Source organism: Aeromonas sp. HMWF015 (genome assembly GCF_963878965.1).
In the GTDB taxonomy this organism is placed as follows: Bacteria; Pseudomonadota; Gammaproteobacteria; order Enterobacterales; family Aeromonadaceae; genus Aeromonas; species Aeromonas veronii.
The window spans coordinates 1-6,229 of record NZ_CAWNZT010000438.1 but is presented as its reverse complement, the minus strand read 5'-3'; the positions used below and the strand labels follow the sequence as shown (position 1 = coordinate 6,229).

At 57.5% G+C, this 6,229-nt stretch carries 5 protein-coding genes; all 5 read left to right on the top strand.

Annotated elements, in window-relative coordinates; all coding sequences use genetic code 11:
* Window positions 1-221: 221 nt before the first annotated feature.
* Window positions 222-680: a ribosome maturation factor RimP gene (gene rimP, locus AACS18_RS22685; RefSeq protein ID WP_005338809.1), complete on the top strand. Its 459-nt coding sequence runs from the start codon at window positions 222-224 to the stop codon at window positions 678-680.
* 14 nt (window positions 681-694) lie between these two features.
* A complete protein-coding gene (nusA, locus tag AACS18_RS22680) occupies window positions 695-2,197 on the top strand; it encodes a transcription termination factor NusA (protein ID WP_005338808.1) in 1,503 nt (500 codons plus the stop codon).
* A 20-nt stretch (window positions 2,198-2,217) separates the two neighbouring features.
* Window positions 2,218-4,911: a translation initiation factor IF-2 gene (gene infB / locus AACS18_RS22675; RefSeq protein ID WP_005338806.1), complete on the top strand. Its 2,694-nt coding sequence runs from the start codon at window positions 2,218-2,220 to the stop codon at window positions 4,909-4,911.
* A 55-nt stretch (window positions 4,912-4,966) separates the two neighbouring features.
* A complete protein-coding gene (gene rbfA, locus AACS18_RS22670; RefSeq protein ID WP_005338799.1) occupies window positions 4,967-5,404 on the top strand; it encodes a 30S ribosome-binding factor RbfA in 438 nt (145 codons plus the stop codon).
* Window position 5,405: 1 nt separating this feature from the next.
* Window positions 5,406-6,229 (top strand): tRNA pseudouridine(55) synthase TruB (gene truB / locus AACS18_RS22665; RefSeq protein ID WP_108613387.1); only part of this gene is annotated, 824 nt, incomplete at its 3' end.

Genomic DNA, 6,229 nt, shown 5'->3' with positions numbered 1-6,229 from the left:
GCTCGTCGGGCTCATAACCCGAAGGTCGTCGGTTCAAATCCGGCCCCCGCAACCAAATTTCACGCATTTCCTACGCTCAGGAAGGCGGTCGCTGCGAGGCGACAATCAGGGTAAAGCGCCAAGCCCCGATTTGACATCGGGGCTTTTTGTTATGTGCAATTTACTCTGAATCGATATCTATCTGGGCTTTATGCCCTTTTTTTGTTTTTCGGAGGGTGACTTTGGCTACGTTGGAACAACGTTTGACCGATCTGCTCGAGGCTCCGGTCGTTGCCTTGGGTTTTGAACTTTGGGGTATTGAGTTTATCCGTGCGGGTAAACACTCCACCTTGCGTGTCTATATCGACGGCGAGCAGGGTGTGACTGTCGAGAACTGTGCTGAGGTCAGCCATCAGGTTGGCGCCATCATGGACGTCGAAGATCCCATCACCGAGGAGTACTACCTCGAGGTGTCCTCCCCAGGCCTGGATCGTCCCCTGTTCAAGGTTGCCCATTTCGAAAAATACGTTGGCCAAGAGGCGGCGGTAACGCTTCGGATGGCAACAAACAACCGCCGCAAGTTCAAAGGCGTAATCAAAGCTGTGCAAGGCGACATGATCACCCTGACAGTAGATGGTAAGGACGACGTGTTGGCTTTCACCAATATCCAAAAAGCGAACATAGTGCCGAACTTTGGTTAACGAGGCTATCGGATATGAATAAAGAGATTTTGCTGGTCGTTGACGCAGTATCCAACGAGAAAGCGGTACCCCGCGAGAAGATCTTCCAGGCTCTGGAAACCGCACTGGCGACTGCGACCAAGAAGAAATATGAAGGCGAGATTGAAGTTCGGGTCGAAATCGATCGCAAGACCGGTGACTACGACACTTATCGCCGCTGGGTAGTCATTGCGGATCAAGCCGCGATGGAGAACCCCTATGCTGAAATCACCCTGGAAGCGGCGCAGATTGATCAGCCGGAGATCCAGATCGGTGAGTATGTTGAAGACCAGATCGACTCTGTGACCTTCGACCGTATCACTACCCAGACCGCCAAGCAGGTTATCGTGCAAAAAGTGCGCGAAGCCGAGCGTTCACAAGTAGTTGATCAGTTTAAAGATAAAGAAGGCACCATCATCAGTGGTGTGGTCAAGAAGAGCAACCGCGACAACGTCATCCTGGATCTGGGCAGCAATGCTGAAGCCGTGATCTTCCGTGATGACATGCTGCCGCGTGAAACCTTCCGCCCGGGCGACCGTGTCCGTGGCCTGCTCTACGCAGTACGCCCGGAAGCCCGTGGTTCCCAGCTGTTTGTCAGCCGTTCCAGCCCGGACTTCCTGAAAGAGCTGTTCCGTATCGAAGTACCGGAGATCGGTGAAGAGATGATCGAAATCATGGGCGCTGCCCGTGATCCGGGTTCCCGCGCCAAGATCGCGGTGAAGACCAACGATCGTCGTATCGACCCGATCGGTGCCTGTATCGGTATGCGTGGTGCCCGTGTGCAAGCTGTCTCCGCCGAGCTGAGCGGTGAGCGTGCCGACATCGTGCTGTACGATGACAACCCGGCCCAGTACGTGATCAATGCCATGGCACCTGCCGATGTGGCCTCCATCATAGTTGATGAAGACAACCACACCATGGATATCGCCGTGGAAGCTGCCAACCTGGCTCAGGCCATCGGTCGCAATGGTCAGAACGTGCGTCTGGCCTCCCAGCTGACCGGTTGGGAGCTGAACGTGATGACCGTTGAGGACATGCGTGCCAAGCACCAGGCCGAAAACGACCGCATCATGAACCTGTTCACCAGCACCCTGGACATCGACGACGATTTCGCCGGTCTGCTGATGGAAGAGGGCTTCTCTACCCTGGAAGAGATCGCCTTTGTACCGGTCAACGAGCTGCTGGCTATCGACGGTCTGGATGAAGACATGGTCGAAGAGCTGCGCAAGCGCGCCAAAGATGCCCTGACTACCAAGGCACTGGCCAAAGAAGAGTCTTTCGATGGCGTTGAGCCGTCCGAAGAGCTGCTCAATCTGAACGGTCTGAGCCGCGAACTGGCTTACGCTCTGGCGGGCCGTGGCGTTGGCACCCTGGAAGATTTGGCTGAGCAAGGTATCGATGACCTTGCTGATATTGAAGGGCTGACTGCCGAGAAGGCAGGTGAGCTCATTATGGCTGCTCGCAATATCTGTTGGTTCGGAGAAGAGCAGTCCGAGTAAGATCAAACGGAGGAAAATGAATGGCAGAAGTATCAGTCAAACAACTTGCCACTGACATCGACACACCGGTTGATCGTCTTCTCCAGCAGTTTGTCGATGCCGGTATCAGCAAGAGCAAGGCCGACGACATGGTCAGCGAGTCTGAGAAACAGGCTCTGCTGGCACACCTGAAGAAACAGCATGGAGGTGACGAGGTCGCCGCTCCTGCCCGCATGACCTTGCAGCGCAAGACCAAGAGCACCATCAGTGTTCAGGGGACTGGCGGCAAGAACAAGGAAGTGCAGGTAGAAGTGCGCAAGTCTCGCACCTATGTAAGACGCTCGGCGCTGGAAGATGAACAGCGTCAGGCGGAAGCCGAGGAAACAGCGCGTTTGGAAGCAGAAGAAAAAGCTCGTCGCGAGGCCGAAGAGAAGGCTCGCCTCGAAGCTGAAGAGAAGGCTCGCCGTGAGGCTGAGCAGGCTCGTCGTGAAGCTGAGGAAAAGGCGCGGATCGAGGCACAATCAAAGGCTCGACAGGCTTCACAGCCCGCCAAAGCAGCCAGTAGCACAGCTCAGCAAGAGGCAGAAAAGATGGCCAAGCGCGAAGCAGAAGAACTGAAGCGCCAACAGGAACAAACAGCTTTGAAAAAAGCTGAAGAACTCGCCGCGAAGAAAGCCGAAGAGGCTCGTCTCATGGCGGAACAGAACGCAGCCCGCTGGGCTGAAGAAGAGGCCGCTCGCGCCAAAGAGAGCAGCGACTACCATCTGACCACCAACAAGCATGCGCAAGCCGCAGAAGACGAGTTGGATCGGAAAGAAGAGACCAGCCGCCGCACTGCCGCAGCTGCCAAGGCACCGAAGAAAGCCGGTCGTCGTGAAGATGATCGCGACTCTCGCAACCCGCGTGCCCGCAAAGGCAAGCGCGGCAAGGTCGCCATGCCGAACGCCATGAAGCACGGCTTCAACAAGCCGGCTGCCGTGGTGAACCGCGACGTCGTCATCGGCGAGACCATCACTGTGGCCGAGCTGGCCAACAAGATGGCCGTCAAGGGCGTTGAAGTCATCAAGGTGATGATGAAGATGGGTGCCATGGCCACCATCAACCAGGTGATCGATCAGGAGACCGCTCAGCTGGTCGCCGAGGAGATGGGTCACAAGGTTGTGTTGCGTCGTGAGAACGAGCTGGAAGAGGCGGTACTGTCCGATCGTGACGAGACCTCCGAAGCCAAGCCGCGCGCACCGGTCGTGACCATCATGGGTCACGTTGACCACGGTAAGACCTCGCTGCTCGACTACATTCGTAAAGCCAAGGTTGCTGCTGGCGAAGCCGGTGGTATTACCCAGCATATCGGTGCTTACCACGTCCAGACCGACAGTGGCATGATCACCTTCCTGGATACCCCGGGTCACGCGGCGTTTACCTCCATGCGTGCTCGTGGTGCCAAGGCGACCGATATCGTTGTTCTGGTTGTTGCAGCTGACGACGGCGTGATGCCGCAAACCATCGAAGCTATCCAGCACGCCAAGGCGGCCGGTGTGCCGCTGGTTGTTGCGGTCAACAAGATCGACAAGCCGGAAGCGGATCCGGATCGCGTCAAGACCGAACTGGCCCGTTACAACGTCATGTCCGAAGATTGGGGTGGAGACTGCCAGTTCGTGCACGTGTCCGCCAAGTCTGGCGAAGGCATCGACGACCTGCTGGAAGCCATCCTGATCCAGGCCGAAGTACTGGAGCTGAAAGCGGTGGTTGATGGCATGGCCAACGGCGTGGTGATCGAATCCTTCCTGGATAAAGGTCGTGGTCCGGTTGCGACCGTACTGGTACAAGAAGGTACTCTGCGTCAGGGCGACATCGTTCTGTGTGGTCTCGAGTACGGCCGTGTTCGCGCCATGCGTGACGAACTGGGTCGCGAGATCAAGGAAGCGGGTCCGTCCCTGCCGGTGGAAATTCTGGGTCTGTCCGGCGTTCCCTCTGCCGGTGACGAAGCCACAGTTGTCCGTGACGAGAAGAAAGCCCGTGAAGTGGCGCTCTATCGTCAGGGCAAGTTCCGCGAAGTCAAGCTGGCTCGCCAGCAGAAGGCCAAGCTGGAAAACATGTTCGCCAACATGACCGAGGGCGAAGTGTCCGAAGTGAACGTGGTGATCAAGGCCGACGTACAAGGTTCTGTGGAAGCGATCTGCGATGCGCTGGTCAAACTCTCCACCGACGAAGTGAAGGTGAAGATCGTGGGTTCCGGCGTAGGTGGTATCACCGAAACCGACGCGACCCTGGCTGCTGCTTCCAGCGCCATCCTGGTTGGTTTCAACGTCCGTGCCGACGCATCTGCGCGCAAGGTCATCGAATCCGAGAGCCTGGATCTGCGTTACTACTCCGTCATCTATGACCTGATCGACGAAGTGAAGCAGGCCATGAGCGGCAAGCTGGCCCCTGAGTATCGTCAGGAAATCATCGGTCTGGCTGAAGTGCGTAGCGTCTTCAAGTCTCCGAAGTTCGGCGCCGTTGCCGGCTGTATGGTTACCGAAGGTGTGGTCAAGCGTTCCAACCGTATCCGCGTTCTGCGTGACAACGTGGTCATCTATGAAGGCGAGCTGGAATCCCTGCGCCGCTTCAAGGATGACGTCAACGAAGTTCGCAACGGCTACGAGTGTGGTATCGCGGTCAAGAACTACAACGACGTGCGCGAAGGCGACCAGATCGAAGTTTACGAGACTGTTGAAATCCAACGGACTCTGTAAGCCGAGAGTTAGACAAAATAGGGGGCCGAGGCCCCCTTTTATCGCAGGATAGAATATGGCCAGAGAATTCAGCCGGACCCGTCGGGTCGGACAGCAGATCCAGCGTGAAATTGCGCTGATCCTGCAGCGCGAGGTGAAAGACCCGCGCATCGGCATGGTGACCGTTTCCGATGTGGAAGTGTCCCGTGACCTCAACTATGCCAAGATTTACGTCACCTTCTTGCAGCTGGAAAATGATGCCGAGCGCATCAAGGAAGGCTTGCAGGGTCTGACCGAAGCAGCCGGATATATCCGTAGTCTGCTGGGCAGCGCCATGCGTCTGCGCGTGGTGCCCGAGCTGCGTTTCTACTACGACCAGACCCTGGTCGAGGGGATGCGTCTCTCCAACCTGGTGACCAACACTGTGCGTGAAGACAAGCGTCGCATGGCCGAATCCGGCCGTGACGAAGAAGCTGAATCCGCACCGGATGACACGACTGAGGATAAAGCCTGAGATGACCCGAAGACGTCGTTTCAAGGGCCGTGATGTGCACGGCATTCTGCTGCTGGACAAGCCGACCGGCCTGACCTCCAACGATGTGTTGCAGAAGGTCAAGCGCATCTACAACGCCGCCAAGGCCGGTCACACCGGCGCACTGGATCCGCTGGCGACCGGCATGCTGCCGATCTGCCTCGGTGAGGCCACCAAGTTCTCCCAGTATCTGCTGGAAGCGGACAAACGCTATGAGGTGACCGCCAAACTGGGCGAGCGCACCAACACCAGCGACTCCGATGGTGAGGTGGTCTCCACCCGTCCGGTGAACGTTGCTGTCGGTACCCTGATCGAGGCGCTGGACCAGTTCCGCGGCCCCATCATGCAGGTGCCGTCCATGTACTCCGCGCTCAAGCACAACGGCCGTCCGCTCTACGAATATGCCCGCGAAGGCATCGAGATCGAGCGTGAAGCCCGTCCCATCACTGTATTCGAGCTCAAACTGCTGAGCTTTGAAGGTGATGAAGTGCGCCTTGAAGTGCACTGCAGCAAAGGCACCTACATCCGCTCTCTGGTGGATGATCTGGGTGAAGTGCTGGGCTGTGGCGCTCACGTGACCCAGTTGCGCCGTACCCAGGTGGCCAGCTATCCGTACGAGCGGATGCTGACCCTGGAGCAACTAGAGTGCATCTTCGAGCAGGCCAAGGCCGAGAGCATCCCGCCGCGCGAGCAGCTGGATCCGCTGTTGCTGCCGATGGACACCGCCGTAGCAAGCTTGCCCGAGGTGAACATGCTGGCTGTTGTGGCTGCCTATGTGAATCAGGGCCAGGCCGTGCAGGTGGCGGG

What these genes read in the sequence shown, in the direction of transcription:
- nusA (WP_005338808.1), top strand. Translation starts at nt 695, where the DNA reads ATGAATAAAGAGATTTTGCTGGTCGTTGACGCAGTATCCAACGAGAAA.
- infB (WP_005338806.1), top strand. Translation starts at nt 2,218, where the DNA reads ATGGCAGAAGTATCAGTCAAACAACTTGCCACTGACATCGACACACCG.
- rbfA (WP_005338799.1), top strand. Translation starts at nt 4,967, where the DNA reads ATGGCCAGAGAATTCAGCCGGACCCGTCGGGTCGGACAGCAGATCCAG.